The organism is Nocardia acidivorans NBRC 108247 (assembly GCF_001625085.1).
Classification (GTDB): Bacteria; Actinomycetota; Actinomycetes; order Mycobacteriales; family Mycobacteriaceae; genus Nocardia; species Nocardia acidivorans.
On record NZ_BDAW01000009.1, the window covers coordinates 129,102 to 156,034 of the forward strand.

Sequence of the window (26,933 nt, forward strand, 5' to 3'; positions counted from 1 at the left end):
CAAGATCAGCTGCCGGTGCGACGTACGCTCGGGCACCGACCAGCTGTATCGGCACTACCCGGAGGCGCGCGCATGCTGTCCCTGCAGGAGATTTCGGATCGCATGGAGATCGAGGACCTGATGGTCCGGTACTCCCATGCCGTGGACACCCACCAGTGGGAGTTGCTCGACGAAATCTTCACCGCCGACGCCCATATCGACTACACGGCCATGGGCGGCCCGGCCGGCGATCTGGCCTCCACCAAGACTTTCCTGGCCGCCGTCATGCCCAATTTCTCGGCCTTCCAGCATATGATCGCCAACTCCGCCATTCGGGTGGAGGGCGACCACGCGACCGCCCGCACCATGTGTCACAACCCGATGGTCGTGACCGGTGCGGACGGTCATCAGCGATTGATGCTGTGCGGGCTCTGGTATCACGACACCTTCGTCCGGGTGGACGATCAGTGGCGGATCCGCCAGCGGATCGAGGAGAAGTCCTATATGTTCGTCGCCCCGCCCGCCGACGCCGTCATGAGCTGATCGAAGAGCTCGCGGTACCCGCGCAGCGCCTGCCTCAACTCCTCGGTGTCCGAGCCGTTCCCATGCTGCCAGCGCTGCTGCAACTGCTGACGGCGCTGTGCGAAATCATCGGCCAGCGCCTGAATGGTGCCGGAGACCAACTGATCGGCCCGCGTCACCGCATCCTTGGGGTCATCGACGAACATGCCCTGCACCTCACGCCACTGCCCGCGCAATCGCATGGGGTCATTGGCGGCAGTGCCCTGCTGCCCCGGTGCCTGGTCGAAATGCGGTGACCGGCCGGAATTCTGGGTCTGACGGGGATCCTCGCCCTGCGCCCACTGTCCGGCGTGCGATGCCTGTCCGGGCTGGCCGAATTCCGCGGACCGAGCCGAATGTTCGGGCTGACCCGGAGCCGGATCCTGGTCCGAATGCGTGGCCGCGGTCGGATCACCGTGGTGTTCACGGTCCGAGCGCTGGGTTTCGCGCGCCGCGGCCGCACCGCGGGGGTCGGGGTTGAGGCCCTCGGCCGCGTCGCGACCCTCGGCGGCGGTGCGTCCACCGGCGTCGGCGGTGCGTTCGGCGACCGGGCGGTCATCGGGCCCGGCGGCGTGGATATCGCTGCCGGTCACCGTATTCTCCTGGACCGCACGTTGTTTCGCGTGTTCGGATTCGATGCTCATGGTTGTTCCTCACTTCTCGGTTGTCGCGTGGCGATCGCGGGCGGTGTTCTCGGTGCGCGCGCTGTGCTCCGCCCCGTTGATGCCCACCAGGTCCGCGAACAGGTGGCGGTAGTCGACGATGGCGGCGCGCATATCCTCGGTGGAGACCTCACCGCGCCCGGCTCGTCCGGCGATCTCATGGGCGCGCCGGTATTCGGCCAGCGGTCGCGCGTGCTCGACCGAGAGATCGGCGACCTGCTGGTCGTAGCTCTCGGTCGGATAGCCGCGATCGGCCATGGCCAGGGTCAGCAGCCGGTCGGCATTGTCCAGCGCCCGCGCCGGATCGTCGATGAACTGCTCCTGCACATGCGCCCACTGCATGGTGTAGCGGCGCTTCTCGTCCTCGCTGAGTTCGCGCAGCTGCAATTGGCTGTGCCGCTTCTGCCGTTCGGTGAGTTCCCGCTCGGCCTCGCGGCGGCTGTCCGCCTGTTCCAGGGTGCGGTCGTACTCCGGTCCGAACCGTTCACGCAGCTTTCGACTGCGCATGCGCGGCAGCAACGCCAGCGCGATCACCACCACCGCGGCGACCACCACAATGATGATGACCACGGTTGTCATTGCACCCGACATCTGTACCTCCTCGTCGAGTCCGTCCTCTTGCGGACGTAATGCCTCGACTGAGCGGGCTCAAACGCGATGTGCGATTACTCGCCGCGCAGCAGCGCCATGACCGGCGCCGGCTTCTCCTATTGTGTTCGAGCACGGTGATGTAGTTGAACCCGAACGTTTTCCGGCGTTCGCGCAGGGTGTCGGCCCTCTGCTCGGGTGTGCCGATGAGGACCACGGGCTGATCCTCGAGCTCGCCGTCGAAGTTCAACGGCGGCTGTTCGGCGAGCATTTCGGTTGCCGCCGAACGATCTTCGGGAGCGACCACACCCTGGATCAGCAGATTGAACTCGACGGTGCGATCCCCGAGCAGGGCGCGCACATGATCGGCGCGTTCGAGGGTTGCGGCCGAATCGAGATGACGCGTGGACTCGACCGAATGGCGTACACGCGGCGAGCACGCGCGCCATCATGGGGTATCGCATTTCCGAGTCGCCCCGCGAGGAGTTTGCGCGATGACACACCTGCCCGCCCGATCACAGCAGCGTGCGGAGTTGGAGAAGGTGTGGGCGCGCTGGGCCACCGGAACCAGGCGGTTGCCGGCGATCGTCGCGCCGAGCGTTCCGGTGCCGACACTGCGCGAAGAGGTCGTGGAATCGTGGGAGCGTTCGCTGCGTACGGTGGATCCGGCGCGCGCGGTCGCACCCGCCACCGATCGCGACGAATTGGGTGCGCGCTGGGCGGATTCGCCGCTGCGGACGCCGGTCACCGAATTGGCCGGGGAGATTCGGGCCATTGCCGAGGACGCCGGAATGATCGCGGTGGTCACCGATGACGAGGGGACCGTGCTGTTCAGCTGTGGCGACCGGTCGGTTCGGCAGCGGGCCGAGACGGTGAACCTCGCACCGGGCGGTTGCTGGGACGAGCCGTACATGGGGACCAGTGGCGTCGCGCTCACCCTGCACACCGGGCGGCCCAGTTCGGTATGGGCCGCAGAGCATTTGGTGGAGGCGCTGCACGGGTGGGTCTGCTACTGCGCCCCGATTCGCGCCGCCGACGGTCGCCAGCTGGGTGTGCTGGATCTGTCGACCTACTGGGATCGCTCGCATCCGATGATCCTCACCACGGTGCGAGCGCTGGTCACGGCCATCGAATCACGCTTGCACACCGGGCAATCCAGGCCGGTGGCACGCACCCGGCTCGAATGCCTGGGCGTGCCAAGGCTGTTCAAACAGGGGCAGCAGGTGGCCATGCGCCCGCGTCAGGTGGAGATCCTCACCCTGCTCGCCCTGGAACCGGAGGGCTTCACGCCCGAGCGGTTGCACGCGGCCGTCTACGGTGATCGGTCGGTATCGTCGAGCACGCTCAAAGCCGATGTCTCACGGCTGCGCCGCGCCACCGACGGCCGGATCGCGGACCGTCGCTATATGCTCACCGATCCGCTGGCCTGCGACGCCACCGAACTGCTCGCGGCGCTGGAGGCGGGCGATCTCGCCACCGCCGTGCGGCTGTATCGCGGTCCGCTCCTACCGGATTCGGATATCCCCGGCATCGTGCAGTGGCGGGAACATCTCGACGTGGGCCTGCGCACCGCGGTGCTCGCGGATCGAAATCCCGAGCACGCCTTGCGATTCGGGCAGCGCTGCCCGGACGATATCGAAATCCACGAGCACGCACTGCGTTTGCTCGCCCCCGGCGACAGCCGTCGCGCGCTGGCGGCGGCCCGGCTGCACACCGCATTACGCGCGTAGTTGGTCGAGGGTGACCGATTCCAGGTCGCCTCGGCGGATATGAGACGACCGCCCGCCGGTTGGCGCAGCGTTGCGCCAGGGTTGCATTGAACAGCCTACTTTTCACCAACCGCGCGCCAACCCTCTGCCAACCCCGCGGGTTCATAGTGACCCCGGTCACCGCAGATCTGCGATCAGGAGCCGCGACCATGAAAACGGGTTCCGTCACCAGGGTGGCCATTACGGACACCGCAGCCGATGTGCTGCAGGGTCTTATCGCCCACCACGGTCCGGTCATGTTCCACCAGTCCGGCAGCTGCGCTGACGGCAGCTCGCCAATCTGCTACCCACTGGGCGACTTCCGGGTCGCCCCCGCCGATGTCCTACTCGGCCGCGTTTTCCCCGACACACCCTTCTGGTTGACCGCCGACCAATACCAGCATTGGCCTCACACCCATCTCACGGTCGACATCACCCCCGGCCGCAGTGCCGGTATCTCCCTCGAGGTCCCCGAGGGAGTCCGATTCGTCATCCGGTCCCGTCTGTTCACCGATGCCGAGGCGGCAGTGCTGGAAGCGGCTCCCGCGCCGCCCCGCGGCATCGACCTGACCGGATGACAAGGCGGCGCGGCCAGTTTCTCCGGGCTGGCCGCGCCACCGCCTGAATCACCCTCGCGCGCTTGCTCAGCGCCCGGGGAGGTATTTGATGGCCCGGGCCACGCCCATGAGGAAGGGCTGCCACCTGTCCTGCGAGATCAGCGGCGGGGGGTCGAGGTTGAGGAAGCGGGTCACCACGACCGTTTGGGGTTCGGTGAATTTCAGCAGGCCGTCCGGACCGTGGCGACGGCCCACGCCGGAAATGCCCATCCCGCCCATGGGCGCGCCGGTGGAGCCCCAGGCGGGGGCGTAACCCTCGTCGACATTGACCGTGCCCGCGTGCAGGCGGGCGGCGATGCGCTCGCCTTCGGCCTTACTGCTCGCCCACACACTGGCATTGAGACCGTATTCGGTGTCGTTGGCGCGGGTGATGGCCTCTTCGACATCGGCCACGGGATAGATCGAGACCAGGGGGCCGAAGGTTTCGTCGCGGCCGCACTCCATGGCGTCGGTGACCTCGGACAGGACGGTGGGCTCGAAGAAGAGCGGGCCCAGATCCGGGCGGGCATTGCCGCCCGCGAGCACTTTCGCGCCCTTGGAGACGGCGTCGGCCACATGTTTGGTGACCGTTTCGAGCTGGGCTTCGGAGATGAGGCTGCCGATGTCCTGCGAATAGTCGTAGGCCGCACCGACTTTCGCGGCCTTGACGGCGGTGACGAACTTCTCGGTGAATTCGGCGGCCACCGACTGCTCCACGTAGAGGCGCTCGATGGAGATGCAGAGCTGGCCCGCGTTCGAGAAGCAGGCGCGCACAGCGGCTTTGGCGGCCTTGTCGATATCGGCGCCCGCGGTGACGATCATCGGGTTCTTGCCGCCGAGTTCGGCGGAGAAGCCGATCAGGCGGCGGCCGCACTGCTCGGCCAGGGTGCGGCCGGTGGCCGACGAGCCGGTGAACATGAGGTAGTCGCACGAGTCCACGATGGCCGTGCCGACCACCGTGCCGGGACCGGTGACCACGGCGAACAGATCGCGGGGCAGACCGGCGCGGGCGAAGAGCTCGGCATTGGCCAGTGACGAGTACGGGGTTTGGCTGTCCGGCTTGACCACCACTGCATTGCCCGCCAGCAGCGCGGGGATGGAATCGCCGATGGACAGCAGCATCGGATAGTTCCACGGCGCGATCACGCCGACGACGCCCTTGGGCACCGCACGCACGGCCGCCCGGTTCAGCACCGGGAATGCGCCGGGCACGCTGTGTTCGGCGAGCAATTGCGGTGCGACGCGGGCGAAATAGCGGGCCGCGAACATCAGGCCCATGATCTCTTCCTGGGCCGCCCAGCGCGCCTTACCGGTTTCGGCCTGCACCACATCCATCAGGTATTCGCGGTTCTCCACCACCAGATCCCGGTACCGATGCAGGACCGCGGCCCGCTCCTTGGCGGGCCGAGCCGCCCACTCCGCCTGTGCGGCACGTGCTTTCGCGACGGCGGCGGTGACATCGGCGGCGGTGCCCACCGGCACCGAGCCGAGCGTCCTGCCGGTGAACACCTCGGTGATCGCGCGGGTATCGCGATCCTCGGTGCTGTCCACTGCCGCGAACGTCCGCAGACGTTCGAAGACTGCGGCTGCCGGAACGGGCATCGTCGCCTCCTAATACAAGTTACTGCCGGGTACACACAATCTACTCTCACCCGGCGGTCCGGACCGACGACTCGATGACTCGACCGCTCGAGTCGGGTTTGCGGGGCGAAAAGTGTCGGCGGCCGATGAATTCGGCGTGCGGCGCGAGTAGGTACTCGTGACACCCCTTCGACGAAGGACCGCGCGATGAAAATGACAGTCGGTCAGCGCTGGGTACTGGCGCTCACCTCACTCGCCGGGTTGATGATGGTGCTGGACGCACTGGTTGTCACCACGGCCCTGCACGCCATACAACTTGATCTGCACGCCTCCCTCGGCGCGCTGGAATGGACAATCAACGCCTACAACCTGAGCTTCGCGGTGCTGCTGATGGCGGGCGCGGCGCTGGGTGACCGATATGGGCGCAGGCGGGTGCTCGCCTCGGGGCTGGGCGTGTTCACGGTGGCCTCCGCCGGGTGCGCGCTGGCGCCGAGTCTGGGCTGGTTGATTGCCGCGCGGGCGGCACAGGGCATTGGCGCGGCCGCCATCATGCCGGTGGCCGTGGCCCTGCTCTCGGCGGCCTTCGAACCCGCGCAGCGCACCCGCGCACTCGGGCTTTTCGCCGCCACAACGGGATTGGGCACGCTCGGCGGCCCGCTGCTGGGCGGTGCGGTGGTGCAGGGCCTGACCTGGCAGTGGATCTTCTGGATCAATGTTCCGATCGGCCTGCTGCTGGTGCCCCTGGTGCGCACGCGACTGCCCGAAAGCTTCGGCCTGGCGCGGCGATTGGACTTCGCCGGGATCGCGCTGGTGAGCATTGCCGCTTTCGGCCTGGTGTGGGGGCTGATCCGGGGTAACGAATCCGGTTGGGGCAGTGCCGAAGTCGTGACGGGATTCATTCTCGGTGCGGCGGCGCTCGCCGGGTTCGTCCGCTGGGAGTCGCGTACCCCCGCACCGCTGATCCCCATGGGATTCTTCGCCTCCCGTGCCTTCTCGGCGGGCAATGCGGCCGGATTCCTGCTGACCGCCTCGATATTCAGCGGTGCGTTCTTCTTCACCCAGTTCCTCCAGGTGGTCATGCATTATGGTCCGCTGGGCGCGGGGCTGCGGCTCGCACCCTGGACCGTCACGCTCTTCCTGGTCGCACCCATCGCGGGCAGGCAGGTCAACCGGTTCGGTGAGCGTCCGCTGGTGGTGCTGGGCCTGGTGATGCAGGCCGCGGGCTACGGCTGGATAGCCCTCATGGCTCGGCCCGACCTGCCGTACCCGATGCTGCTCGCACCCTTCGTGATCGCCGGAATCGGTGCGTCGATGGCGATCCCCTCGGCCCAGGGCGCGGTGCTGCGCGCGGTGCCCATCACCGCGGTCGGAGCCGCCTCCGGTACCTACAACGCCCTGCGGCAACTCGGCGGAGCATTCGGAATAGCCGTTCCGGCAGCGATTTTCGCGGCGGTCGGCGGTTATTCCTCCGCCCGTGCCTTCACCGACGGCTTCGTCGCCGCGATCGCCACGGCGGCACTGCTCGCCCTGCTGGGCGCGGTGCTCGGCCTGCTCATTCCCGCGGGCGCACCGGGAGCCGCGCCGGATGCGGTGGGCGGCCCGCTCACGGCTGAATCCGCGGCGAGTGCGGCGCCCGTCGGACGAGCGGGACTGCCGGCATGACCAGCAGCGACATCCGCCGCGCGCACACCCCGGTAGGTTCGACGTCCATGACGGTCAGCGCCGAATTCGCCTCGCGTACAGCGCCGTTCCGGCCGGAGCTGCTCGCGCACTGCTATCGCATGCTGGGCTCGATCCACGAGGCCGAGGATCTGGTGCAGGAGACCATGCTGCGAGCCTGGCGTGCGGCCGATCGATTCGATGAGCGGAAGGCGGGGCTGCGCACCTGGCTCTATCGGATCGCCACCAATGCCTGTCTCACCGCCCTGGACCAGCGCGGTAAGCGGGCCCTCCCGACCGGACTGGTCGGCCCCAGTCAGGAGTTGGTGCTCACCCCGCCACGCCATCCGGAGATCTCCTGGCTCGAACCGATTCCCGATGCGCTGCTGGGTGATTCGGCCGCCGATCCGGCGGCGGTGGTGGCGGCGCGCAGCGGTATCCGGCTCGCCTTCATCGCGGCCCTGCAATACCTGCCCGCCCGCCAGCGCGCGGTGCTGATCCTGCGCGATGTGCTGGCCTGGTCCGCCGCCGAGGTCGCCGATCTGCTCGAGACCTCCCCCGCCGCGATCAACAGCGCGCTGCAGCGCGCGCACGCCCACCTGGAGAAGGTAGCCCCGATGCTCGACCGGATGTCGGAATCGCTGAGCCCGCAGGAGCGGCAGGCGGTGGATCGCTATATGCATTTCTTCGGCCGATCGGATATGCGGGGCCTGGCCGAACTGCTCCGCGACGACGTCGTCCTGGAGATGCCGCCCGCCCTGGTGTGGTTCGCGGGCCGCGCCGACGTGCTCGCATTCTTCACCGCCAAAACCTGTTCCGATCCGGACCGATGGCGCTGCGTGGGCACCGCGGCCAATACCCAACCGGCGGCCGCCTGCTATCAACGGGACGACGCGGGCATCTACCGAGCGCAATCCATCCACGTGCTGACCGTGAAGAACGCCGCCATCGACAAGATCACCGTCTTTCTCGGACCACAGTTGTTCGAACGCTTCGGCCTACCCGCGACCCTCGAATAGCGGCCGAAACCGGCTGATCCGCAACCAATGGGCAGCCGTGCGCGAACAATCCCCCAGCACCGGCTCCACCGAACAGCTGTTGACGAGTTTCGATATCGCCCGGCGTGCGGCACGCGTACGAGCGGTGTGCGTGCCACACACCGGAAACCGCTCTGCCCCGGCATGATCAGGCCGCGAATGGGCGAACCCGCGGGCACCAGGCGTGCTTCCGCGGGTTCGCGAGTGGTGTTGCGGCAGTGGGCTATTCGTTCACAAGAACCGGAACCGACAGCACCACCGCGGAGACCGCGGCATCGGCCGGGGCCGCGACGATGGTGAAATCGATGCCGTCGTTGTGCGGCTGATGGGATCCCCCGCCCATGGCCTCTTCATCGGCGTGTTCGAAATGGCCGGTGCCGACCAGGGTTCCGGCGGCATCGTAGAACGCCGCGTGGACCTCGAGGGCCAGCACATCGCTCACATCGGTGGTGATGGCCAGCCGCCCGTGCACGGCGTTGCCGTCCAACCGGGTACCGGTCAGCTGGATCCGGTCGGTGAACGGCCCCGGTTCCAATCGCACCTCGCCCCGCCCGGCCGTGATCGAAGCCGCCGGTGCCACAGCGGGTTTCGAGGTGAAGATCGGCGTCGCCACCGGGCCGGACGGGGCCGGATCCGAAGCGGGTGCGCATCCCGCCCCGAACGCGGCCACGGCCAGCAGTCCGGCGATCATGGCCCCGCGCACCGCGAGTGCGCGCGCGCCGCGTCGCGTGGTGCGACGGCTCCGCCGCACCGTCTGCGGCTGCTGCTGGGCGGTCAGACCGCGCAGTTCGGCCGCCCTGACCACGTGCGGCAATGAATCACCGACCGCCACAACACCGTTCATGCTCACGGCAGCAGGGCCTTGTGCATCTTGGTGTAGAGCGCGGTGTTGTCCTGGCTGGCGGCGAAGGCGTCGCCGCCGGGACCGTAGGCGTAGATCATCACGTCCGCGCCGGTGTGGTTGCCGGACAGGTAGGTCAGCCACAGGCTGGCCTCGGCGGTGCCGTCCTTGACCTCGGGCTTGTCATCGACGGTGCGGAAGGTCGCCGGGGCGAAATTGCGCGGGTCATTGGCGCCCGTGCCGTTGATGAACCCGTTGGAGCGCGCCGGATCCTTCACATTCTCCTTGCCGTCACGCGCGGGGTTGGAGTTGTTGGCCGGGTTGGTGGCATCGACATTGGCGGGCGGGCCGACGGCCTCCGCGTTGACGAAGGTGCCCTTCTCGATGATGTTGAAGCCCGCGCACTCGTGGTCGGCGGTGACGATGACCAGGGTGTGCTTGTCCTTCTTGGCGAAGTCCATGGCGACCGCGACGGCATCGTCGAACGCCTTCACCTCTTCGAGGGTCTGGGCGGCGTCATTGGCGTGCGAGCGCTTGTCGATGCTCGCACCCTCGATCTGCAACAGGAAGCCCTTGCTGTCCTTGCGATTGGACAGCAGGTCGATGGCCTTGGTGGTCATGGCCGAGAGCGTCGGCTCCTGCTTCTGCGGTGCGGAGTCCGGCAGCAGCGCCTTGGCCTGGGTAACGGTCATATTGCCGCGGTTGAACAGGCCGATCACCTTATCGCTCTTGGTCGCGGTCAGATCCGCGGTGGTGGCGACCTTCTGGCTGTCGGCGGTCTGCGCCTTGAGCGCGGGATCGCCCATACTGCCCAGCACCTGATAACCCTTGTCCTGCATGACCTTCTGGTCCTCGGGCTCGAAGCGGGCCAGGCCGCCGCCGAAGATGACATCGGCGGTGCCATTGCGCGCGATCTGCTCGGCGATCGGGGTCACCAGGGTCTTGTCCGCCGGGGCCGGTTCGTAACTGCCGTCCGCCTTCTTGACCAGGCAGGTGGATTCGCTGAACGTCGGTCCCTGGCAGCCGCGCAGCAGCGCGTGACTGAACATACCGGCCGGGGTGGCGTCGGTGATCTCGGCGGTGCTGACATTGCCGGTGGCGAAACCCGCGGCCTTGGCCTGCTCCATCAGCGTGGGCACGGACTTGCCGTACGCGTCCACACCGAGGGCGGCGTTGTAGGTCTTGACACCCGAGGACCAGGCGGTGGCCGCGGACGCGGAGTCCGTCACCAGGGCGGGCTTATCGCTGTTCGGCTCCACGGCGTAGGTGGAGACCGCTCCCACATACGGCAGCTGCTCCATGTTCAGGTGGCCCTTGGTCCCCATGAAGCGCTCGCGGGCGGCGGTGATGTGGGTGCGTCCCATACCGTCACCGAGCAGGTAGATGATGTTGTGCACTTCGTTGTCGGCCTTGCCGTCCGAGCCGCAACCCGCGACCAGGGTCGAGCCCACGAACGCGGCGGTGATGGCCGCGACCGCGCCGAGCCGGGCGCGCTTCTTGTGCTGCACTGAGTTCCCTCCAACCTTCGCGGCACGGGTTTCGTGCGCGGCCCGCTGTACCCCGGGCGCGGCGAACGTATCCCTGGACGGTTGCCCGAAACCGACGCGTAGCTGTCGAATCGGTGAACGTCTGGCTCGCGGCCCGCCGTGCCGTGCGGTCCGGGTGCGGAATTCGGGGTCCGGCGAACCGGCTACGCGCGCGGGAACGCGGGGCTATCCTCTGGTCACCAGGTTGGAGACGTACAGCGCAGGTGGTGAACCGGGTTGGCCGGACCGTCGGCGAGACATGGTCTCGCGCAACGGATTCAAGGTTCGTTTCGGCGCAGGCGCGGCTACCGTCGCATACCGGACGGCCGGTCTCGGAGTCAAATCCCGTCCCGCTCAAGAGGACTCGCCCGGGTACTTCGGCCACCCGATGGCTACCCTCGGGCAATGCTCAGCAGGCGGCCAGGGGTGCGGACACGAATTCTGGCCATCGCACTGGTACCCGGTCTCGCGCTGGTCGCGGTCGGCGTCGGCGCGACCGGATATCTGGTGGACCGCTCGAACTCCGCCCAGGACTGGGCCGATGAGATGCGCGCCGGGGTCGCCCCCACCCGCGAACTCATCGACGCCCTGGCGCAGGAGCGCCGAATCACGCTGTGGCGCATGGCCGGAGCCGACACCGATCTGCACGCCCTGGCCGCCGCCCGCCAGCGCCTGGACGCCGCGCTGCGCGAACTGGTTCCCGCGCAATCGCGGCTCACCAGTATGGGTCCCGAGGCCATGGGCGACGCCACTTCCGCGCTCACCGAATTGAGCAAGCGGCTCACCGTGATTCGCGTCGGACTGGACGCGGGCACCTTGCCGATCGGCGACGCCGACGCCTTCTACAGCTCGATGCCGCAGTTCGTGCTCGCCGGTGTCCGCATCGCCCAGCAGACCGCCCCCGATCCGGCCACCGCCATCGAATTGGCCGACGCCAGTGGCGTTCTGGAGGCTCAGGAGGCGATGGGCCGCGCCAATGCCCTCGGCGCGGCGCTCCTGGTCGGCGGGATCGGCCTGCCCGCCGATCTGGCCGACGAGTATCTGCTGCTGGTCGGCTTTTATCACGATCGCGTCCAGCGACTGCTCGCCGACGCCGATCCCGCACAGGCCGAGGCCGCCAAGACTCTGGTCGCCTCGGCGGCCTGGCAGCGATTGAGCGCCATGGAGACCGCGCTGACCCAGCGTGCGGTGCCGCGCCCGGACGGCGCGACCTTCAAACCCGCTCCACTGCCGCTCTCACCCGCCGCCTGGGCCGATGCCCTCGCCGAGGTGAACAAGGCGCTGGCCGATATCTGGCAGGACGAGAACTCCGAGGCCCAGCGCCTGGCCGCCGACGCCGCCGCGGACACCTCCCGCAATTCCCTGCTCGCCGGTGCGGCCATGGTGGTGGTCGCCCTCGGCGCGATTCTGGTCGCGCTCGCCCTGGCCAATCGGATCATCCGGCGACTGCGCCGCCTGCGCGACGAGACGATCGCCCTGGCCGATGAACGCCTGCCCGAGACCATGCGACTGCTTTCCGCGGGCGATCACGTCGATATCGACACCGGAACTCCCGCATTGGCATTCGGGCGCGATGAGATCGGCCAGGTGGCGGACGCGTTCAGTCACGCGCACACCGCCGCGGTCTCGGCCGCGGTCACCGAATCGCGCACCCGCGAGGGCGTGAAGGCGGTCTTCCTCAATATCGCGCACCGCAGCCAGGTCGTGGTGCACCGGCAGTTGGAGATCCTGGACGAGGCCGAATCCGAACAGGAGGATCCGGCACTGCTGGAAACCTTCTTCCTGCTCGATCACCTCGCCACCCGCGAACGCCGCAATGCCGAGAACCTGGTCATCCTGGCGGGCGGGCGGCCGGGCCGCCAGTGGCGCAATCCGGTACCGCTCATGGAGCTGGTGCGCAGCGCCGTCGGCGAGACCGTGGACTACCAGCGGATCCGAACCGGGCGGCTGCCACAGACTTTCATCGTCGGCTTGGCCGTGGGCGATCTGATCCACCTGCTGGCCGAGCTCATCGACAATGCCGCGCACTTCTCCCCACCGCAGTCCAAGGTGCAGATCACCGGTAACGCGGTGGGGCGCGGGGTGGCGCTGGAGATCATCGATCAGGGTGTGGGCGTCCCCGAAGCCGAACTCGAACGCATCAACACCCTGCTGGCCACCGCCGCGGACTTCGGCCTGAGCACCTTCTCCTCGGACTCGCGCCTCGGGCTGTTCGTGGTCTCGCAACTCGCCGCGCGGCACGGCATTTCGGTGCGCCTGTCCGAATCGGACTACGGCGGTCTGCGTGCCATCGTGCTGGTACCCGCCACGCTCATCGCCGGTGAGACGCCGTCCCCCGACTTCACCTCCGGTCAGCTCCCGATCCCCCGCCGCGCCGAATTCCGGTCCGACACCGGTGAACTCCCGGTGCTCGACGCACCCGCCCGACGCGAGGCATTGCCACCCGCCCGGTCGCTTCCGGCCGCGCACTCGGCGTGGGATCGGCGACCCGCGCCCGGCGAATCCGTGCAAGACACGAATGGTTTTCGCGCTCGGCCCGACCGGACCATGGACACCGGTCGCCACGCCCGGATGGAACCACCGACGAGCCCGCTCCCGAGCGACCGCTCCGCGCATGCGATCGGCCACCCGGCGGCTGCGCGGGGAACGGGGAGCGATCGCCCCGCGCTGCCCAAGCGCCGCCGACAGGAAAGCCTCGCACCCGAATTGGCGCACGACCCCGCTCCCGGGGCATCAACCGCCTGGAATACCGCGGTTCCCGAACAGGCTCCGCCCGCCCTGCCCGAACGCAGTCCGGAGCAGGCCCGAAACCTCATGTCCGCCATCGAGAACGGCACCCGCCAGGGCCGTGGCTCCGATCCGCGCCCGCTCCCATCCATCACCACTCGACAGGAAGGCGACGGTGAGTACTTCTCCCGCCGGTGACCTCGACTGGCTGCTCGACGATCTCGTCGACAAGCTCGCCGGTGTCCGTCACGCCGTGGTCCACTCGACCGACGGTCTACTGCTCGGCCGCTCCACCCGCATGCTGCGCGAGGACGCCGAACACTTCTCCGCCATGTCCTCCACGCTGTACGGGCTCTCCCGCAGTGCCGGACACCGTTTCGACGGCGGCGGCGTGCGCCAAGCCGTCATCGAACTCGATCGCGCGGTGCTGTTCGTGACCGCCGCGGGCGCGAACGCGTGCCTGGCCCTGCAGGCGGGCGCGGACGCCAATCTGGGCATGGTCGCCTATGAGATGAACCTGACCGTGCAGCGGGTGGGCACCTTCCTGTCCACCACCGCCCGCCGCCCCGGCGAATTCGGCTGAGCCCCGCCATGACCGGGTTCGACGAGGACCATACGCTCGCGCAATCGGTGAAGATCCTGATCGCGGGCGGCTTCGGGGTCGGCAAGACCACCATGGTCGGGACGATCAGCGAGATCACCCCGCTGCGCACCGAGGAGATCATTACCGAGCGCTCGGCGGGCATCGACGATCTCACCGGTGTGGAGGGCAAGACCACCACCACGGTCGGCCTGGATTTCGGGCGCATCACCATCGACGCCGGGCTGGTGCTCTATCTCTTCGGCACCCCCGGCCAGGACCGATTCTGGTTCCTCTGGGACGAATTGGCGCGCGGGGCGCTGGGCGCGGTGATCCTGGCCGATACCCGGCGTCTGGAGAATTCGTTCGCCGCCATCGACTTCTTCGAGCGGCGCGGAATCGGATTCACCATCGGCGTCAATTGTTTCGAGGGTGCGCCGGTGTATTCGCCGGAGGAGGTGCGCGATGCCCTCGACCTCGATGAGCGGGTGCCGATCCTGCTGTGCGACGCGCGTGACCGCACATCGTGCAAGCAAGTACTGACCACCCTCGCCGAGTATCTCATCTCGCGCGCTCTCACCTAGTCTTCAATTCCGAAGCATGCATCACTTGCCGTGTCAATAATGTTCCCGCTCAATGAGATACGGTTGAGAATGTGATGCACGTCCCGTTACGTTGTGGCGATGTTCAGAGCGAGACTCGGGGTCCGGACCCGTGTTCTCGCCATCGCACTGGTACCGAGCCTCGCGCTGCTCGTCATCGGTGTGGGTGGCGCGGGATACCTGGTGGTGGAAGGCAAGAACGCGCGAGAGTGGGCGGACGCACTCACGGCCGCCACACCTCTTTCGAAGGAATTGGTCAGCGCGGTCCAACAGGAACGCCAGCTGACCATGGCTCAGCTGGCCGGTGACGAACCCAATCCGAAGGCCTTGACCCAGGCCAGAACTCGGCTGGACAATGCGCTGCGCGGCATCTCGGGCACCACCAAGGACATGGAGAACCTGGGCCCGCAGGATGTCACCGGCGACGTCGGCGGATTCCTCACCCTGACCCGGTCGCTGGCCGCGGTGCGCACCCAGATCGACGGCAACGCACTGCCGATGCCCGATGTCTACAACTTCTACGGGCATCTGCTCGACCTGATCTCCGTCGGCACCCGCGCGGTGGAGGCCACCGCCCCCAATCCCGAGGTCGCCATCGAGACCGCGGCGACCCTGGAGATCGTCTCCGCCTCCGAAATGCTTTCGCGCGCCGACTCATTGGCCGAGGTCCTGCTCAAGGACGGCACGCTGCCGCCCGATCTGGCCATCGAATTCTCCCGCGTGCTCGGCGCGTACCGCGTCAATATCGGTGTGCTCGCCGGCGCCGACGGCAGTAAGGGCAAGCCCGCCTTCCAGGCCGTGGTCAACGACCAGAACTGGCAGAAGCTGATCATGATGGAGAATGTGCTGCTCGCCCGCGCACTCGACCCCATCACCGCCGCCCCCGTGAAAGCCGGTGCCACCCAACCGGTCGCGCCGCTCACCTTCACCCCGCAGGAATGGCACGACACCGTCAGTGCCGTGAACAAGTCGCTGCTGGACATGTGGGACGCGCAGAGCCGGTACGCCCTGGGCCTGGCCGGTGACGCCGCGGACAAGAACGCCCGCAACTCCGCCATCGCCGGTGGCGCCATGCTGCTGGTCTCGCTCTCGGCATTCCTGGTGGCGCTGCTGCTGGCCAACCGGATCATCGGGCGGCTCAAGCGACTTCGCGATCAGACCTTCGTGCTCGCCGATGAGCGACTGCCCGAGATCATGTCGCAGCTGCGCGACGGCAAGCAGGTGGAGATCTCCACCGAGACCCCCGAACTCGACTTCGGCACCGATGAGATCGGCCAGGTGGCAAAGGCATTCGGCCACGCGCACACCGCCGCCGTCTCCGCCGCGGTCACCGAGGCCCGCACCCGCGAGGGCGTCAAGGCGGTCTTCCTCAATATCGCGCACCGCAGCCAGGTGGTGGTGCACCGCCAGCTCGAGGTGCTCGACGAGGCCGAGGCCAAGCAGGAGGACCCCACCCTGCTGGAGATCTTCTTCCGCCTGGACCACCTTGCCACCCGCGAACGCCGCAATGCCGAGAACCTGATCGTCCTCGCCGGCGGACAGCCCGGCCGGCAGTGGCGAAATCCGGTGCAGCTCATCGAATTGGTGCGAAGCGGTGTGGGAGAGGCGCTGGACTACACCCGCGTCAAGATCACTCGACTACCCGAGGTCGCCGTCGCCGGTTCGGCCGTGGCCGACCTCATCCACCTGCTCGCCGAACTCGTCGACAACGCCGCGCATTTCTCCCCGCCGTCCTCGCAGGTCGAGGTGCGCGGCAATGTGGTCGGCAAGGGCATCGCCATCGAAATCGTCGACCAGGGCATGGGCATGCCCGAGGCCGAGTTCGCCCGCATCAACGATATGCTGCGCAACCCACCGGATTTCGGCGTCAATACGCTCTCGGAGGATTCCCGCCTGGGCATGTTCGTGGTGGCGCAGCTGGCGGTCCGCAACGGCATCTCGGTCCGACTGGCCGAATCCGATTACGGCGGCGTGCGCGCCATCGTGCTGGTGCCCTCCGGACTCACCGTCTCGGCGGGCCGGACCGGTGAAATCCCGGCCGTGCCCACGGCATTCGACACCGGACAGTTCCATGCCGCGCTCGCCGCGGAGACCGCTCGACAGCTCGAGGCGCAGCAGCAGTTCGAAGCGTCCAAGCAGTCCGAGGCGCCGAAACAGTTCGAGGCGCCGAAACAGTTCGAGGCGCCGAAGCCGTCCGAGCCGATCGGCAACCCCGGTCCCTTCGAATCGCCGCGCCGGCTCGAACCGCCTGCCCCGGCGTCTTTTTCGAATCCCGCCCTGCCTGCCCGGCCCGAGCCCCGAGCCCCGGAGCGACAGATGTCCTTCGAGACCCCGCGACCCTTCGAACCACCCACACATCCGAGCACCCATCGGCCGCAATACATTCCGCCTGCCCCGGCACCCCGGCAGCAACCGGATAACGATTTCCGTGCACGCGAATTCGATCGGTCCCAGTACACTGGCTCCGACGTCCGTCCGGAGCTCCCGCGAAGGCGGCGGCAGGCAAGTCTCGCACCGGAATTGGCGCAGGAGAAGACGGCGCAGGAGCCGTCCGAACAGCCCACCCGCACGGCCGAGCAGGCCCGAGATCTGTTCTCCGCCATCGAAAACGGAACCAGGCAGGGCCGCCGGGCCGATCCCGGCGCGGCCGAGCCTGTGTCCCACCCATTCCAGGACCGACAGGAAGGCGACGGTGACCACCTCAAACGCTGGTGATCTCAACTGGCTACTCGATGATCTGGTGGATCGGCTCGCGGGCGTCCGGCACGCGGTGGTGCATTCCACCGACGGCCTGCTGCTCGGGCGCTCCTCCGCCATGAGCCGTGAGGACGCCGAACACTTCGGCGCGATGTCCTCCACCCTCTACGGACTCGCCCGCAGCGCGGGCAGCCGATTCGACGGCGGCGGCGTGCGCCAGGCGGTCATCGAACTCGATCGCGCCGTACTGTTCGTGACCGCCGCGGGCAGCCACGCCTGCCTCGCGCTCCAGGCCAATGAACAGGCCAATCTCGGCATGGTCGCCTACGAGATGAACCTGACCGTGCAGCGCGTCGGCACCTATCTGTCCACCACGCCGCGCCATCATCTGGCCGGACAGGTTAACCCCAGGCTGTCATGATGGCCAGGCCGGGGGATCACTGGTTCGACGATCAAGCAGGTCCACTGGTGCGCCCATACGCCAGGACCGGCGGTCGAACCATGGGCGCTGGGCATGATCTGGACATGCTCACGGTAGTAGTGGTGCCCAATGCGGCACCGGTGCTGCGCCGGGTCGAACCGGAATACGGCGATATCGTTCGCCTGTGCAGGCTCCCGCTGTCGGTCGCCGAAGTCTCGGCGGCCCTGCGGCTTCCACTGGCAGTGACCAAGATCCTCGTCGGCGACCTCATCTCCGACGGCATCCTCAAGTTCCGGGCACCGGTCTCCCCCGAGGCCGCGCCCGGTGACCTCAACATTTTGCGAGCTGTACTCGATGGCATCCGAAAACTTTGACCAATCCCAGCCCATGGCCGCCTCGGTGAAGATTCTCATCGCGGGCGGTTTCGGCGTGGGCAAGACGACCATGGTGGGGGCGCTCAGCGAAATCACGCCGCTGAGAACCGAAGAACTCATCACCGAACTCTCCGCAGGGGTCGACGATCTGCGCGGTGTGGAAGGCAAGACCACCACCACGGTGGCCCTGGACTTCGGCCGCATCACCATCGATCCAAACCTGGTGCTGTACCTGTTCGGAACGCCCGGACAGGACCGATTCTGGTTCCTCTGGGACGAATTGGCGCGCGGTGCGCTGGGCGCGGTCGTATTGGCCGACACCCGCCGACTCGAAGGCTCGTTCGCGGCCATCGACTTCTTCGAACGCCGGGGCGTGGCATTCACCGTCGCCGTGAACTGCTTCGAAGGCGCACCCCTCTACACCCCGGTCGAGGTCCGCGAAGCCCTCGACCTCGACGAGCAGATCCCCGTCCTGCTCTGCGACGCCCGCGATCGCGCCTCCGCCAAGAACGTCCTCATGACGCTGGTGGAGTATCTGATCACCCGCGCCGCGGCCACCCCGGTCGGTAGCTGAACCACCCTCGCCACGAAAACAGCGGCTGCCCCGGGGTTCCCGGGACAGGCGCTGTTCTCGTCGCTCAGGTCGACAGGCCATCGGCGACGATGGCCATGAGCGCGTCGGCGCGGTGCGCCGGATCCGGCAGCGATTCGGTCGCCAGCGCGACACCGTTGGCCGGTTGCAGCATATCGTCGACGGTGACGGTCCGTGCGATCGAGCCTTCGCGCTGCGCACGTTCCAGCAGTGGCCGCGCCGCCCGCCGAATCATGCTGTGCGGCTCGAACTCCGGATCGGATTCGTAACCCGAGAGCGCCGGACCCAGCCCGCGCGCGGTGGCGGCGTGGGTGACCACATCGCGCAGCCAGGTCACCTGCGCCGGGCCCGCGTCTTCGGGCCGGACGCGAACTCCTCGGCGCGGGCGCACGCCGGACCCAGCCCGCGCGCGGTGGCGGCGTGGGTGACCACATCGCGCAGCCAGGTCACCAGCGCCGGGCCGCCTTCTGGCCGGACGCCAGCTCCTCGGCGCGGGCGCACAACGCCTGCACGCGATCGTGCGGGCCGCGGTGATTTACGCGGCGTGGCAGGGGTTTTCGGGGCCTGGCGTTTCGGTGGCATGTCATTTCCACTGCGGTACAACCGCACCCAAAAGCTCTGCGCGGCTTGGGAAATGCCGGTGCAGGGTGGCCGAGCCGACTCCGGCCCGGCGGGCGATCTCCTCCAGCGACGCAGCACCGGCCGAGGGGGTTTCGACGCACTCTAGTCGGGGATGAGGGCCACCGCATCGATCTGGACGAGCGCGCCCGGGCGGGCCTGTGCGGCCACGGCGACCACGGTGATGGCGGTGCGGTGATCACCCCACACCTTGCGGGACGCGGCGTAGCCCGCCGCCGCGTCGACGTCCGCGTCGAGGTAGATGTTGAGTTTCACCACGTGCTCGGGACCGGTGCCCGCGGCGGCCAGCACCGCCAGCACATTGCGCATGGCCTGTTCGGTCTGCGCCTCCACCCCGTCGAGCAGCCTGCCGGCGCCGTCACTGCCGAGCTGGCCGCCGACATAGAGGGTTTTGCTGGCGGGCGCGATCACGCCCTGGGTGAAGACCGGGTTGTAGAAGAGCTCTTCCGGGTCCAGGTGGATCGGCTCGGCGGTCACGGGGTCTCCTTCGGGTGGGCATCGGAATGCGTGTGCAGATAGAGGTCGCGCAGCAGACTGACCTCGGAAAGATGATGAATCAGTTCGCGATTGATATGCAGTATCAAATCGGCCATGGACAGCTCGGGAAACGGCTCCTTCGGTCCGAGCGGGGTGAGCAACTCGGCCTCGGTGAGTCCGCGGACCCCGGTCAGCCAGGTGTCGATCTGCGTCTCGAGCTGTCCCAGCGCCGCGGCGGCGGTGGGCGCGTACTCCCATTTCTCATAGGATGCCTCGGGCGCACCGAAGTGCGTGGCATTGCGCATGGCGAGCACACCGACGATCACATGCCCGAGACGCCAGGCGACGGTGGTGAACGGGGCGGGGGTAGGCGTCGGGAAGGCGTAGTCGATCGCGAAGTCCCCCACCCCGGCCTGTACCGGCGCGGTCGAAGTACCGAGCGGACGCACACTCCAGGCGTCCGGCACCGGCGACCAGAAGTACTCGTCATCGGTGAGCCCTGCGAGTCGCGGTCGAATCTGATTGTGCCAATGCCACTCCCACTGCTCCCGCAGTGAGTGATTCCAGTTGTATCCGTCTGCGTCCATGACCACACCCTGACATCGATAGCGGACAGTATCGGTCCGCTATCTTAGGGAGAGTCGGCGCTATGGAAGGTGATTCGATGACGGCACCCGCCGACGCGCCCGGCACCACCGAGCGCGTCCTCGCCCTGCTGGGACTGTTGCAGCAGCGGCGGGTCTGGACCGGCCCGGAACTCGGCGACCGTTTGGGCGTCACACCGCGCACGGTCCGCCGGGACGTCGAACGCCTGCGCGCCCTCGGCTATCAGGTGCACGCGAGTCAGGGTGTGGGCGGTGGATATCAACTCGGTCCGGGCCAGGACCTGCCCCCGCTGCTGCTCGATGACGACGAGGCGATCGTCACCGCGGTCGCGCTGCTGATCGGTGCGGGTGGTGCGGTCGCGGGCGTCGGCGGTGCGGCCCTGCGGGCGCTGACCAAACTGGATCGGGTACTGCCCAGTCGTTTACGGCATGAGGTGCGCACCCTCGCCGGTGCGGTCGAGTCCTTCGACGGCGGTCGCACCCCGGTCGACCCGGGCACGTTGATGATTCTGGCCCGGGCCTGCCGCGACGAGGTCGAGGCCGGTTTCGACTATCCCTCCGGCCGGACGCACACCCGCCGGCGGGTCGAGCCGTATCGCCTGGTCGCCTCCGACCGCCGCTGGTACCTGTTCGCCTACGACCTCGACCGCGCCGATTGGCGCACCTTCCGCGTCGACCGCATGACCGAGGTCGCGGCGCGCACCTGGCGTTTCCGCCCCCGGCCCACCCCGGATCCGGTCGCGTACGTACAGGAGAGCGTGACCAGCCGGGTCTACGCCAGACAGGCCCGCTTCCTGGTTCACGCCGACGCCGCGACGGTACGCGCGCAAATCCCCGCCTCGGCCGCGGTCGTCCGGCCCCGAGGCGATGACTCCTGCGAAGTGCTCAGCGGCGCAACCGATCTCGACGCCGTCCTGTTACATGTACTGCGGCTCGGACACGACTTCGAAGTACTCGACCCGCCCGATCTCGCCGCGCGCTGTCAGCTGCTGGCGGCCAAACTTCACGCCGCGGGCTCGAATAGTTCAGATTGACCTGAATACAGAATTATCTGTACTGTCATGCGGGTGGAAACGTCGTCGCACACCGAGGCACTGGCCCGTTTCGGCCACGCGCTCTCGGACCCCACCCGCACCCGGATTCTGCTGAGCCTGCGCACCGAACCCGGGTACCCCTCGGACCTGGCGGAGCGGATCGGCGTCTCCCGCCAAATCCTGTCCAATCACCTTGCCTGCCTTCGCGGTTGCGGCCTGGTGGTCGCGGTCCCCGAGGGCCGCCGCTCCCGCTACGAACTCGCCGACGCCCGCATCGCCCGCGCCCTGGAGGATCTCCTGGGCCTGGTGCTGGCCGTCGATCCGGCCTGCTGCGCGGCATCGGAAACCGAAGGCTGCTGTTGATGTCGCCGGGGACGCCGACCGTGCCGTCAACCCGCACCGCCGCACGAAAAGACCTGCTGGCAAAGCGAATTCGCTGGCTGGTCGCGGCGACGATCTCCTACAACGTGATCGAGGCGCTGGTCGCGCTGACCGAGGGAACCCGCGCCTGCTCCACCGCGCTCATCGGTTTCGGCCTGGACTCGATTATCGAAATATCCTCGGGGGCCGCCGTGGCCTGGCAGTTCTCCGCCGTGAACCCCGAGACGCGCGAGAAGACCGCCCTGCGAATAATCGCCTTCTCCTTCTTCGCGCTGGCGCTCTACGTGAGCGTGGACTCGGCGCGAGCCCTGCTCGGCGTCGGCGAGGCCCGGCACTCCCCCATCGGAATCGCTGTGGCCGCAGCGAGTCTCGCGATCATGCCCACCCTGTCCTGGGCCCAGCGCCGCACCGCCCGCGAACTCGGCTCCGCCTCGGCCCTGGCCGACTCGAAACAAACCCTGCTCTGCACCTACCTCTCGGCGGTGCTGCTGGCCGGACTGCTCCTGAACGCCGTCCTCGGCTGGTCCTGGGCGGACCCGATCGCGGCATTCGTCATTGCCGCGATCGCGGTGCGCGAGGGTGTGAACGCGTGGCGTGGCGACCCCTGCTGCGCGATTCCCGTCACCCCGGAAACCGGGGCGGCGGCCGCACACGACTGCGACTGCTGCCCCTGACCGGTTCCCTCGAATCAGCGAGAGTTCCTGTCTAGTACCGGTATTCGCGGAATGTGGCCCGCAGGTCGTCGATGAGGTCCGGTTCCTCCATCGCCGCGAAGTGACCGCCGCGCTCATATTCGGTCCACCGCCCGATATTGTGGTTCCGTTCGGCGATGCGCCGCACCGGGATGCCGAGATCGTGCGGCATGACCGCCACCGCCACCGGTACATCGGTCTCCGGTTCGGGCCTGCCCCAGGTCGCGGCGCCCTCGTAGTAATAGCGCGCCGATGAGCCCGCGGTGCCGTTGAGCCAAGATCATGACGTTGGTCAGCATCGCGTCCCGATCGACCGCGTCCTCGGGCACATCGGTCCAATCCTTGAACCGTCCCACGCCGGCTGTCCGACCGGGGAATCGGCGAGCGCGTACGACAGCGTCCGCGGCCGAACCTCCGCGCGCCGGCGGACCGCGTCACCGCGGCCATCACTCCCCGTGCGGACGCGCCCGACCGGCCGTCTTGATCGCCGTTGTCGCTCAGTTGGGTTCGATATCGGCGAAGTCGCCGACCCAGCGGTGCGGCGGGCGTGGCGGATTCGGTTCGCCGGGGCGGGCCACGCCGATCGCCTGCCAGCCCGCGGCCACCGCGGCGTCGAGTTCATCCGGATGGTCCGACAGGAACAGGATGCTGTCGGCGGGGACTCCTATCGCGCCCGCGATCTTCTCGTAGGAGGAGGCTTCGCGCTTCGGACCCGCGGTGGTGAGGTCGAAGTGGCCGGTGATCAGCGGGGACAGGTCGCCGGGGCGCGCGAAGGCGAACCAATCCTTTTGATTGCGCACCGAACCCGAGGAGTAGATGTACAGCTCGAGGCCGGACTCGCGCCAGGCGCGCAGCATCGGCGGGACATCGGGGAAGAACTCACCGTAGAGCGAGCCATTGCGGAAACCCTCGGCGCAGATGATGCCCTGGGCGGCCTTGAGCGGCTCGGCCTTGACATCGGTATTCAGCCAGTCGATGAGAATCTCGGCGACCTCGGCCACCGACGCCTCCGGCTTCCCGGCCAGCGCACGGGTCTCGGCGAGGATGGAATCGGCCGCGCCGCACTGGTTTTCGGCGAGCCACCCCGGGAGCCGGGTGCGGGTGTAGCCGTACAGCTCCTCGCGAACGGAGCTGGTCGGGCTGGTGGTGCCCTCGATATCGAGGACGATGACGTTGATCATGAGGGGAGCAACTCGTCGAGGGTGGGGAAACCGGAGGAGATCTTGTCACCGGTGAAATCACCGATCCAGCCGTCTTCTTCCTCGAAGAAGCGGACGGCCACGAATTCGGGTTCGGTGCCCATATCGAACCAGTGCAGCGTGCCCGCCGGAACCGAGACCAGATCGCCCGCGGTGCACACCGTAGCCAGCACCTCATCGCCCAGGTGCAGGTAGAAGCAGCCCTGCCCCGCGGCGAAGAAACGGACCTCGTCCTCGGCGTGCCGGTGCTCGTCCAGGAACTTGGTGCGCGCGGCCACGGCCTTGGCGGGCCACTCCGGATCGGTGGCATCGGGGTGGATGCGCGCCACATCGATGAACTTGAAGCGCCCGTCGGCGTTCAAAGCGTCGATGCGCGACTGGTATTCGGCCAGCAGGTCCTCGGTCGAGGTGGCGGCGGTGAAGCCGTCGAACAGCGACCAGCGCTCGAAGGTGATGCCGCGCTTGTTCAGCTCGGCGGCGATCACCGCGTCATCGGTGGTGCGCAGCTTGACCTCGGCGGAGTCCTGATCGGACATGATCTGCAGCAGTGTCATTTCGGGTTCCTCCTCGGAACTAATTCTCGCGCACCGGAATCTCGCGGTGTCCGGTCAGTGTGGTCAGTTCGCACATGGCCTCGAGGCATTCCGCGCGATCGCGGGCCTGGGCCAAGGTGGCACCCCATGCCGTAATGCCGTGTCCGGCAATGAAAAGCACCGGCGGGGCGTCCGGATGCTCGAGCAGGTACTTCTCGATATCCGTGCCGATCCGCGGGACATCGGCGTGATTGGGGAACACCGGGATATCGATGAGGTCGGGGCGAGTGCCGCCCAGGCCCTTGATCAGCTCGTATCCGGTGAAGCGCACAGGACGCACCTCGGCGGCGGCCGCACCGATCGAGACGGCGGTCGCATGCGGCGGATGCACATGCACGACGGCGCTCGAATCCGTGGTGCGGTAGACGGCGGTGTGAATCGTGGTCTCCGCGGACGGCTTTCGACCGGTGGCGGAGAGCGGGGTCGAATCGGCGACCGCGACGGTCACCATGTCGGTCGCGTCGAGTTCGCCCTTGGAGAGTCCGCTCGCGGTGACGAAGGCCGTATCGCCCTGGCGCACCGAGATATTGCCCGCGGTGCCGGGCATCCAGCCGTTGGCGTAGAGCCCGCGCGCGATCGCGGCGATCTCCCGACCGGCATCGAGTGCCGGATTGCCGAGCACGCCGTTCTCGGTGACCACGGCCGTCACCAACTCCGGCGGCGTCACATCGAAGGCGGGATTGAAGGTCGGCGTCCCTTCGGGAGCCGTTGTGACACCGCCGAATCCGGTCACTTCCGCCGCGGCGCGCTGCTCGACGACGATATCGCCGCCGCGCGCGGTCGCCACATCGCGAGTGGATTCGGGCGCGACCACGATGAACGGAATCCCATGCCGCCGGGCCGCGATGGCCAGCATGTACGTGCCGATCTTATTGGCCACCGACCCGTCGGCGGTGATCCGATCCGCGCCGACCATAACCGCGTCCACACCCTCGGTGGCCATGGCCCACGCGGCGGCGGAATCGATGGTGAGGCGATGCGGGATACCGGCCTCGGCCATCTCCCACGCGGTCAGTCGCGCGCCCTGGAGCAGCGGACGAGTCTCGTCCACAATGACTTCCGCGAGCGCCCCCCGCTGATGCAGCACGGTCAGCGCGCCGATGGCGGTGCCGACGGCGGTCGTGGCGAGCCGACCGGTATTGCAGTGCGTCAGAATTCGCAGCGGCCGGTCCGGACAGAGCTGCTGCACCAGATCGGCGGCGTGCGTGGCCGCGGCAAGATTCACCCGGCCGTCCTCGGCCAGCATTTCCAGGGCCTCGTCGAGCACGGCCTGCACGCCGTTCGGCAGCTGCGCCAGCGCCCGCCGCACACCCCATGCCAGATTCACCGCGGTCGGCCGGGCGGCGGCGACACGCGCGGACTCCGCTTCGACCTGTTCGATATTCACCACGCCATCGGTGGTGGCGGCCAGGGCCGCGAGCACCACGCCGAAGGCTCCCGATACGCCGATGGCCGGGGCACCGCGAATCGCGAGTGACTTGATGGCGTCGATGAGATCGTCGACCGTGGTGATCCGCAGCTCCCGCAATTCCCGCGGCAGCGCGCGCTGATCGATGGTCACCAGAGCGCCGTCGACCCACTCGATCGATCTCTCAGCCATCTACCGTCTGTCCTCTCGCGCCTTCAGTGCGGCCCGAATCGCGACCGGCACACGCCCACCGTATCGAATACGGATCGCCGCGTGACCGGCAGGTTTCAGATCAGCGGAATCCGAATGCGCGGGACTCGGAGCGGTCGCCGCGGACCCGACGACGGGTCTACCGGATCGGGCCACGCCGTTACCTTCTCGTGTCCTTCGGCCATACCGCGCTATCCTTTCGGTATGGCGAGAGAACGTCGCACCCGCAAGATCACCGTGACGGTGCCGGAAGAGATCGCCGCAACCCTCGACGACTGGCGCAGCAAAGGCCGTATCGAGTCGGTCTCGGCCTTCGTCGCCGAATCCGTGAAGAACCGCGTCGATCGTGCCGAGTCCCTCGCTCGCATCGAGCAGGTCTTCGGTGGCCGTCCCCCGCTGGACCTCATCAATCGCGCCCGCGCCGTGCAGGGCCTGCCCCCATTACCCGAGGAGGATGTCGACGGCGATCACGCCGGCGCGGCATGACCTCCGCCGGCTCCACGCTCGGCGGCGTCGTCTTCGACACGGCCGCCCTGACCGCCTGGGCGCATCGGGTCGCCTACGTGCAATCGGTGGTGTGGGCCACCGCCGATGCCGGGCACACCATCATCATTCCGGCGACCGCGTTGGCCGCGGCGCGCGCGCTCATCCCGCCGGGTCGCCTGGATATCCTTGCCGTGCTGCTGGATCTGCCCAATACGGTCATTCAGCCTCTCGACCGTCCGGCCAGTGATCACCTCGGTGCGGCACTGGCCGATCGCATAGACGCCGATGCGCTCATTCCGGCCGGGCACGCGACCATCGAAGCGGTGAGCCGGGACTGGCCCTGTCTCACCGATCGACCCGATACCCTGCGCAAACTCGATCCGCGGATCCAGACCGACACCCTGCCCTGAACGCACCCGCCGGTGACATCCGATTCCC

Annotated in this window: 30 protein-coding genes; 17 read left to right on the forward strand and 13 right to left on the reverse strand. The window is 68.0% G+C overall.

Going from position 1 to position 26,933, the window contains the following annotated elements:
• Positions 1 to 72: 72 nt before the first annotated feature.
• A complete protein-coding gene (locus tag NA10_RS04020; protein WP_067563492.1) occupies positions 73 to 522 on the forward strand; it encodes a nuclear transport factor 2 family protein in 450 nt (149 codons plus the stop codon).
• On the opposite strand, the gene NA10_RS04025 is transcribed toward NA10_RS04020, so the two are convergent.
• The gene (locus NA10_RS04025; RefSeq protein ID WP_067563493.1) at positions 480 to 1,184 is read right to left on the reverse strand and encodes a hypothetical protein; all 705 of its coding nucleotides are present in this window, start codon (positions 1,182 to 1,184) and stop codon (positions 480 to 482) included. The genes NA10_RS04020 and NA10_RS04025 overlap by 43 nt on opposite strands.
• Positions 1,185 to 1,193: 9 nt before the next feature.
• On the reverse strand, positions 1,194 to 1,793 hold the full coding sequence (locus NA10_RS04030) for a hypothetical protein (RefSeq protein ID WP_084514282.1): 600 nt from the start codon (positions 1,791 to 1,793) through the stop codon (positions 1,194 to 1,196).
• 491 nt (positions 1,794 to 2,284) lie between these two features.
• On the opposite strand from NA10_RS04030, the gene NA10_RS04035 reads away from it, so the two are divergent.
• The gene (locus tag NA10_RS04035; RefSeq protein ID WP_067563496.1) at positions 2,285 to 3,520 is read left to right on the forward strand and encodes a transcriptional regulator; all 1,236 of its coding nucleotides are present in this window, start codon (positions 2,285 to 2,287) and stop codon (positions 3,518 to 3,520) included.
• 188 nt (positions 3,521 to 3,708) lie between these two features.
• The gene (locus tag NA10_RS04040; RefSeq protein ID WP_067563499.1) at positions 3,709 to 4,116 is read left to right on the forward strand and encodes a DUF779 domain-containing protein; all 408 of its coding nucleotides are present in this window, start codon (positions 3,709 to 3,711) and stop codon (positions 4,114 to 4,116) included.
• Positions 4,117 to 4,182: 66 nt separating this feature from the next.
• Here the strand turns inward: NA10_RS04040 and NA10_RS04045 are convergent, their stop codons facing one another.
• Positions 4,183 to 5,736: a succinic semialdehyde dehydrogenase gene (locus NA10_RS04045; protein ID WP_067563501.1), complete on the reverse strand. Its 1,554-nt coding sequence runs from the start codon at positions 5,734 to 5,736 to the stop codon at positions 4,183 to 4,185.
• Positions 5,737 to 5,922: 186 nt separating this feature from the next.
• On the opposite strand from NA10_RS04045, the gene NA10_RS04050 reads away from it, so the two are divergent.
• Together NA10_RS04050 and NA10_RS04055 are read left to right on the forward strand one after the other, a co-directional pair.
• Complete coding sequence (locus NA10_RS04050; protein ID WP_067563504.1) at positions 5,923 to 7,377, forward strand: DHA2 family efflux MFS transporter permease subunit; 1,455 nt, start codon at positions 5,923 to 5,925, stop codon at positions 7,375 to 7,377.
• Complete coding sequence (locus NA10_RS04055; protein ID WP_084514283.1) at positions 7,374 to 8,393, forward strand: sigma-70 family RNA polymerase sigma factor; 1,020 nt, start codon at positions 7,374 to 7,376, stop codon at positions 8,391 to 8,393. The genes NA10_RS04050 and NA10_RS04055 overlap by 4 nt, the downstream gene beginning before the upstream one ends.
• 241 nt (positions 8,394 to 8,634) lie before the next feature.
• On the opposite strand, the gene NA10_RS04060 is transcribed toward NA10_RS04055, so the two are convergent.
• Positions 8,635 to 9,261 (reverse strand): hypothetical protein, encoded by a 627-nt coding sequence (locus NA10_RS04060; RefSeq protein WP_067563507.1) that lies wholly within the window; start codon positions 9,259 to 9,261, stop codon positions 8,635 to 8,637.
• Positions 9,258 to 10,760: an alkaline phosphatase gene (locus NA10_RS04065; protein ID WP_218021441.1), complete on the reverse strand. Its 1,503-nt coding sequence runs from the start codon at positions 10,758 to 10,760 to the stop codon at positions 9,258 to 9,260. Before NA10_RS04065 ends, NA10_RS04060 begins: the two co-directional genes overlap by 4 nt.
• A 423-nt stretch (positions 10,761 to 11,183) precedes the next feature.
• Here NA10_RS04065 and NA10_RS04070 point away from each other — a divergent pair, with 423 nt between their 5' ends.
• From NA10_RS04070 to NA10_RS04100, 7 genes are all read left to right on the forward strand, one after another.
• Positions 11,184 to 13,703, forward strand: a complete 2,520-nt coding sequence (locus NA10_RS04070; protein ID WP_067563510.1) for a sensor histidine kinase — start codon at positions 11,184 to 11,186, stop codon at positions 13,701 to 13,703.
• Entirely contained in the window at positions 13,681 to 14,088 is a 408-nt protein-coding gene (locus NA10_RS04075) for a roadblock/LC7 domain-containing protein (protein ID WP_067563513.1), read from the forward strand. Before NA10_RS04070 ends, NA10_RS04075 begins: the two co-directional genes overlap by 23 nt.
• Before the next feature lie 8 nt (positions 14,089 to 14,096).
• Positions 14,097 to 14,669, forward strand: a complete 573-nt coding sequence (locus NA10_RS04080) for a GTP-binding protein (RefSeq protein WP_067563515.1) — start codon at positions 14,097 to 14,099, stop codon at positions 14,667 to 14,669.
• 99 nt (positions 14,670 to 14,768) lie between these two features.
• The gene (locus NA10_RS04085; protein ID WP_157556036.1) at positions 14,769 to 17,402 is read left to right on the forward strand and encodes a sensor histidine kinase; all 2,634 of its coding nucleotides are present in this window, start codon (positions 14,769 to 14,771) and stop codon (positions 17,400 to 17,402) included.
• A complete protein-coding gene (locus tag NA10_RS04090; protein ID WP_067563521.1) occupies positions 17,380 to 17,805 on the forward strand; it encodes a roadblock/LC7 domain-containing protein in 426 nt (141 codons plus the stop codon). The genes NA10_RS04085 and NA10_RS04090 overlap by 23 nt, the downstream gene beginning before the upstream one ends.
• Positions 17,805 to 18,179 carry a DUF742 domain-containing protein gene (locus NA10_RS04095; RefSeq protein WP_067563524.1) on the forward strand — a complete coding sequence of 125 codons (375 nt, stop codon included), beginning with the start codon at positions 17,805 to 17,807 and terminating at the stop codon, positions 18,177 to 18,179. The genes NA10_RS04090 and NA10_RS04095 overlap by 1 nt, the downstream gene beginning before the upstream one ends.
• Positions 18,160 to 18,753, forward strand: coding sequence for a GTP-binding protein (locus NA10_RS04100; protein WP_067563527.1), 594 nt, complete (start codon positions 18,160 to 18,162; stop codon positions 18,751 to 18,753). Before NA10_RS04095 ends, NA10_RS04100 begins: the two co-directional genes overlap by 20 nt.
• Positions 18,754 to 18,817: 64 nt before the next feature.
• Here the strand turns inward: NA10_RS04100 and NA10_RS04105 are convergent, their stop codons facing one another.
• The 4 genes from NA10_RS04105 to NA10_RS04115 form a co-directional block, all read right to left on the reverse strand.
• Positions 18,818 to 19,108, reverse strand: coding sequence for an SbtR family transcriptional regulator (locus NA10_RS04105; protein ID WP_067563530.1), 291 nt, complete (start codon positions 19,106 to 19,108; stop codon positions 18,818 to 18,820).
• A gap of 246 nt (positions 19,109 to 19,354) precedes the next feature.
• Positions 19,355 to 19,459: a helix-turn-helix domain-containing protein gene (locus NA10_RS35250; RefSeq protein ID WP_218021450.1), complete on the reverse strand. Its 105-nt coding sequence runs from the start codon at positions 19,457 to 19,459 to the stop codon at positions 19,355 to 19,357.
• A gap of 35 nt (positions 19,460 to 19,494) precedes the next feature.
• A complete protein-coding gene (locus NA10_RS04110) occupies positions 19,495 to 19,887 on the reverse strand; it encodes a RidA family protein (protein ID WP_067563533.1) in 393 nt (130 codons plus the stop codon).
• The gene (locus NA10_RS04115; RefSeq protein WP_067563536.1) at positions 19,884 to 20,474 is read right to left on the reverse strand and encodes a DinB family protein; all 591 of its coding nucleotides are present in this window, start codon (positions 20,472 to 20,474) and stop codon (positions 19,884 to 19,886) included. Before NA10_RS04115 ends, NA10_RS04110 begins: the two co-directional genes overlap by 4 nt.
• A 77-nt stretch (positions 20,475 to 20,551) precedes the next feature.
• Here NA10_RS04115 and NA10_RS04120 point away from each other — a divergent pair, with 77 nt between their 5' ends.
• From NA10_RS04120 to NA10_RS04130, 3 genes are read left to right on the forward strand one after another with little or no spacing between them, the layout of a single operon-like run.
• Positions 20,552 to 21,526 carry a helix-turn-helix transcriptional regulator gene (locus NA10_RS04120; protein ID WP_067563928.1) on the forward strand — a complete coding sequence of 325 codons (975 nt, stop codon included), beginning with the start codon at positions 20,552 to 20,554 and terminating at the stop codon, positions 21,524 to 21,526.
• Positions 21,527 to 21,559: 33 nt separating this feature from the next.
• Complete coding sequence (locus tag NA10_RS04125; protein WP_067563930.1) at positions 21,560 to 21,889, forward strand: ArsR/SmtB family transcription factor; 330 nt, start codon at positions 21,560 to 21,562, stop codon at positions 21,887 to 21,889.
• On the forward strand, positions 21,889 to 22,581 hold the full coding sequence (locus tag NA10_RS04130) for a cation efflux transmembrane domain-containing protein (protein ID WP_067563537.1): 693 nt from the start codon (positions 21,889 to 21,891) through the stop codon (positions 22,579 to 22,581). The genes NA10_RS04125 and NA10_RS04130 overlap by 1 nt, the downstream gene beginning before the upstream one ends.
• Positions 22,582 to 22,612: 31 nt before the next feature.
• On the opposite strand, the gene NA10_RS38080 is transcribed toward NA10_RS04130, so the two are convergent.
• The 4 genes from NA10_RS38080 to NA10_RS04145 all read right to left on the reverse strand — a co-directional run bounded on the left by NA10_RS38080 (position 22,613) and on the right by NA10_RS04145 (position 25,991).
• Positions 22,613 to 22,771: a hypothetical protein gene (locus NA10_RS38080; protein ID WP_218021442.1), complete on the reverse strand. Its 159-nt coding sequence runs from the start codon at positions 22,769 to 22,771 to the stop codon at positions 22,613 to 22,615.
• A 325-nt stretch (positions 22,772 to 23,096) separates the two neighbouring features.
• Positions 23,097 to 23,780, reverse strand: coding sequence for an acireductone synthase (gene mtnC / locus NA10_RS04135; RefSeq protein WP_067563540.1), 684 nt, complete (start codon positions 23,778 to 23,780; stop codon positions 23,097 to 23,099).
• The gene (locus NA10_RS04140) at positions 23,777 to 24,352 is read right to left on the reverse strand and encodes a 1,2-dihydroxy-3-keto-5-methylthiopentene dioxygenase (protein ID WP_067563541.1); all 576 of its coding nucleotides are present in this window, start codon (positions 24,350 to 24,352) and stop codon (positions 23,777 to 23,779) included. The genes mtnC and NA10_RS04140 overlap by 4 nt, the downstream gene beginning before the upstream one ends.
• A 19-nt stretch (positions 24,353 to 24,371) precedes the next feature.
• Positions 24,372 to 25,991 (reverse strand): bifunctional S-methyl-5-thioribose-1-phosphate isomerase/methylthioribulose 1-phosphate dehydratase, encoded by a 1,620-nt coding sequence (locus NA10_RS04145; protein WP_067563544.1) that lies wholly within the window; start codon positions 25,989 to 25,991, stop codon positions 24,372 to 24,374.
• Between the two features lie 222 nt (positions 25,992 to 26,213).
• On the opposite strand from NA10_RS04145, the gene NA10_RS04150 reads away from it, so the two are divergent.
• Complete coding sequence (locus NA10_RS04150; protein ID WP_067563547.1) at positions 26,214 to 26,495, forward strand: ribbon-helix-helix domain-containing protein; 282 nt, start codon at positions 26,214 to 26,216, stop codon at positions 26,493 to 26,495.
• On the forward strand, positions 26,492 to 26,905 hold the full coding sequence (locus tag NA10_RS04155; protein ID WP_067563549.1) for a hypothetical protein: 414 nt from the start codon (positions 26,492 to 26,494) through the stop codon (positions 26,903 to 26,905). Before NA10_RS04150 ends, NA10_RS04155 begins: the two co-directional genes overlap by 4 nt.
• Positions 26,906 to 26,933: the final 28 nt, after the last annotated feature.

Excerpts from the sequence above, each read along its gene's own strand:
- NA10_RS04150 (WP_067563547.1), top strand. The coding sequence starts at position 26,214 with ATGGCGAGAGAACGTCGCACCCGCAAGATCACCGTGACGGTGCCGGAA.
- NA10_RS04020 (WP_067563492.1), top strand. The coding sequence starts at position 73 with ATGCTGTCCCTGCAGGAGATTTCGGATCGCATGGAGATCGAGGACCTG.
- NA10_RS04130 (WP_067563537.1), top strand. The coding sequence starts at position 21,889 with ATGTCGCCGGGGACGCCGACCGTGCCGTCAACCCGCACCGCCGCACGA.
- NA10_RS04040 (WP_067563499.1), top strand. The coding sequence starts at position 3,709 with ATGAAAACGGGTTCCGTCACCAGGGTGGCCATTACGGACACCGCAGCC.
- NA10_RS04115 (WP_067563536.1), bottom strand. The coding sequence starts at position 20,474 with ATGGACGCAGACGGATACAACTGGAATCACTCACTGCGGGAGCAGTGG.
- NA10_RS04030 (WP_084514282.1), bottom strand. The coding sequence starts at position 1,793 with ATGTCGGGTGCAATGACAACCGTGGTCATCATCATTGTGGTGGTCGCC.
- NA10_RS04085 (WP_157556036.1), top strand. The coding sequence starts at position 14,769 with ATGTTCAGAGCGAGACTCGGGGTCCGGACCCGTGTTCTCGCCATCGCA.
- NA10_RS04120 (WP_067563928.1), top strand. The coding sequence starts at position 20,552 with ATGACGGCACCCGCCGACGCGCCCGGCACCACCGAGCGCGTCCTCGCC.
- NA10_RS04145 (WP_067563544.1), bottom strand. The coding sequence starts at position 25,991 with ATGGCTGAGAGATCGATCGAGTGGGTCGACGGCGCTCTGGTGACCATC.
- mtnC (WP_067563540.1), bottom strand. The coding sequence starts at position 23,780 with ATGATCAACGTCATCGTCCTCGATATCGAGGGCACCACCAGCCCGACC.
- NA10_RS04055 (WP_084514283.1), top strand. The coding sequence starts at position 7,374 with ATGACCAGCAGCGACATCCGCCGCGCGCACACCCCGGTAGGTTCGACG.
- NA10_RS04155 (WP_067563549.1), top strand. The coding sequence starts at position 26,492 with ATGACCTCCGCCGGCTCCACGCTCGGCGGCGTCGTCTTCGACACGGCC.
- NA10_RS04100 (WP_067563527.1), top strand. The coding sequence starts at position 18,160 with ATGGCATCCGAAAACTTTGACCAATCCCAGCCCATGGCCGCCTCGGTG.
- NA10_RS04070 (WP_067563510.1), top strand. The coding sequence starts at position 11,184 with ATGCTCAGCAGGCGGCCAGGGGTGCGGACACGAATTCTGGCCATCGCA.
- NA10_RS04025 (WP_067563493.1), bottom strand. The coding sequence starts at position 1,184 with ATGAGCATCGAATCCGAACACGCGAAACAACGTGCGGTCCAGGAGAAT.
- NA10_RS38080 (WP_218021442.1), bottom strand. The coding sequence starts at position 22,771 with ATGCCGCACGATCTCGGCATCCCGGTGCGGCGCATCGCCGAACGGAAC.
- NA10_RS04140 (WP_067563541.1), bottom strand. The coding sequence starts at position 24,352 with ATGACACTGCTGCAGATCATGTCCGATCAGGACTCCGCCGAGGTCAAG.
- NA10_RS04050 (WP_067563504.1), top strand. The coding sequence starts at position 5,923 with ATGAAAATGACAGTCGGTCAGCGCTGGGTACTGGCGCTCACCTCACTC.
- NA10_RS04095 (WP_067563524.1), top strand. The coding sequence starts at position 17,805 with ATGGCCAGGCCGGGGGATCACTGGTTCGACGATCAAGCAGGTCCACTG.
- NA10_RS04080 (WP_067563515.1), top strand. The coding sequence starts at position 14,097 with ATGACCGGGTTCGACGAGGACCATACGCTCGCGCAATCGGTGAAGATC.
- NA10_RS04035 (WP_067563496.1), top strand. The coding sequence starts at position 2,285 with ATGACACACCTGCCCGCCCGATCACAGCAGCGTGCGGAGTTGGAGAAG.
- NA10_RS04045 (WP_067563501.1), bottom strand. The coding sequence starts at position 5,736 with ATGCCCGTTCCGGCAGCCGCAGTCTTCGAACGTCTGCGGACGTTCGCG.